Here is a 2443-nt window from a genome sequence, read left to right as displayed (position 1 = left end):
CCGTCGCCCGGCCGCCGGTCCGCTGGCCCGCCCGCAGGGCGCGCTGGCACACTGCCCTCGTTTCCACCCTGCCGCACCATGGACGAATCCACTTTTCAGCGCCTGCGCCTGCTGTTCGACGCTCTCGTCGCGCTGCCGCCGTCCCGGCGCCGCGCCGAGATCGAGGCCTGCGACGATCTCGACGACGACACGCGCCGGCGGCTCCACGCACTGCTGCACTGGGACGTGGACGCGGCGCACCTGACGGCGGCGACGGCGCTGACGCCGCTGCGCAGCGATCCGCTGCGCCGGGTCGGCGAACGCATCGGCGCCTACGTGGTGGAAGAACTGCTCGGCGAGGGCGGCATGGGCAGCGTCTGGCGCGCGCGCCGCGTCGCCGGCGAGATCGAGCAGCAGGTCGCGATCAAGATCGCGCGCCGCCAGGTACTCGACGACGCGGCGCTCGCGCGCTTCCGCCTAGAACGCCAGGTGCTCGCGCTGCTGCAGCATCCGCAGATCGCGACCCTGCACGACCTCGGCGAACTCGACGACGGCACGCCCTACTTTGTCATGGAGTACGTGCAGGGCCGGCCGCTGCTCGACGACGTCGCGGCGCGCGGACTCGGGCTGGAGGAACGCCTGCGCCTGTTCCTGCTGCTCTGCGACGCCGTCGCCCACGCGCATCGCAATCTCGTCGTGCATCGCGACATCAAGCCCGGCAACGTGCTCGTCACGGCCGACGGACTGCCGAAGCTGCTCGATTTCGGCATCGCCAAGCCGCTGCGCCCGCGCCTCGGCGCGGTCGACGTCGAGCAGACGCGGGAGGCGCATCGCTATTTTTCGCTGCGCAACGCCGCGCCGGAGCAGCTGCGCGGCGGCGCCGTCGGCGTGACCTGCGACGTCTACGGCCTCGGCAGCCTGCTCTACGAGCTGCTCTGCGGCCGGCCGCTGTACGACTTCGCCGGATCGAGCCTGAGCCAGATCGAACGGCGCATCGCCGAGGACGATCCGCTGCCGCCGAGCCGGCGCGTTCGCGACGACGCTGCCGCTCCGGCCTGGCAGCGCGCGCTGCCGCGCGATCTCGACGCCATCGTGCTCAAGGCGCTGCGGCGCGATCCGCAGGCGCGCTATCCCGACGTCGACGCGTTCGCCGCGGATCTGCACCGCTACCTCGGCGGCTACGCGGTCGGCGCGCGCGAGCCGTCGCTGCTGTACCGCGCCGGACGCTTCGTGCGGCGCCACCGCATCGCGCTCGCGACCGGGCTGCTGTTCGCCATCGTCGTCGGCATCGGCGTGGCGAGCTGGCTGCGCCAGTACTACTCGACACTGGCCGAACGCGACCGCGCCGAAAGCGTCACGCGCACCATCGTGCGCGCACTGGAGATCGCCGCGCCGGCCGGCGTGGCCGAGAAGCAGATCAGCGCGCAGAACCTGTTCCAGCAAGTCGGCAATCTCGCGCTGACGCCGGCTTTCGACGAGCAGCCGGCGACGCGCGTGCAGCTCGCCGCGACGGTGGCGCGCATCCAGTACCAGCTCGGCCAGCCGGCGGCGGCGCTGGCCCTGCTCGATCGCGTCGCCGGTGAAGCGCGCCAGGTGCCTGACGCGCCGCGCGAGGAATTCGACGCAACACGCGCCGACGCCCTGCTCGCACTCGGCGAGATCGATCGCGCGGCGGCGCTGGCCGCCGGCCGCGCCGAAGCCGCGTCGAGCGATCAGGCCCGCACGCACTGGCGGCTGCTCGAGGTCGAGCTCGAGCTCGATCGCGAACGGTACGCGGCGGCGCTGCAGCGGCTGCAGGAGATTCTCGCGCCCGATTCGGGCGCCTCGCGCGAGCAACGCTGGCGCGCCCGGCATCAGCAGAGCTATGCGCTGCTGCGATCGGACCGCAGCGCCGAGGCCCTGGCCGTGGAAAAGGCGCTGCTGGCCGAGCAGCGCGCCTGGTATCGCGGCGCGCATCCCGACGTGCTCGCCAGCGTGCAGTTCGCGCTGCAGATCGCCAGCGAGAGCCGCGCTACCGACGTGCTGGAACCGTTGATCCGGGAAGCCGTGGACCTGTGCCGCGAGCTCTACGGCGTCGACAGCCATCCGTGTATCGCGACCGCCCATCGGCGCGCCGAGATCCTGGCCGAGCTCGGCCGCTACGACGAAGCGCTGGACGTCGCGCGCGATGCGCTGGCGCGCGCGCTCGACTACGCGCGCGGCGAGAGCGAACTCGCGGCGAAGGTGCATTTCACGCTCGCGGCGATACAGCAGCAGCGCGGCGACTCCGCCGCCGCGCTGAGCCATCTGCGCGACGCCGTGCGCATCGGCGACGCGCAGATGAGCGACTACGGCTTCACGCTGATGCGCATGCGCACGAGCCTGATCGTCGCGCTGCTCGAGCAGGGCGACGCGGTGGGCGCGAGCGCCGCCGCAGCCGCCGCCGAGGCCGTGCTCGCGCGCCGTCCGCAGCTCGCCCGCAACG

1 protein-coding gene is annotated in these 2443 nt (G+C 72.9%); it reads left to right on the top strand.

The features are described from left to right. Positions 1-78 precede the first annotated feature (78 nt). The coding region (locus NON22_RS23070; RefSeq protein ID WP_257389333.1) for a protein kinase domain-containing protein at positions 79-2443 on the top strand (2365 nt) is incomplete at its 3' end.

It is taken from the genome of Tahibacter caeni (assembly GCF_024609805.1).
Classification (GTDB): Bacteria; Pseudomonadota; Gammaproteobacteria; order Xanthomonadales; family Rhodanobacteraceae; genus Tahibacter; species Tahibacter caeni.
The sequence above is the reverse complement of the archived record's forward strand: the minus strand, read 5'-3'. Positions and strand labels throughout refer to the sequence as shown.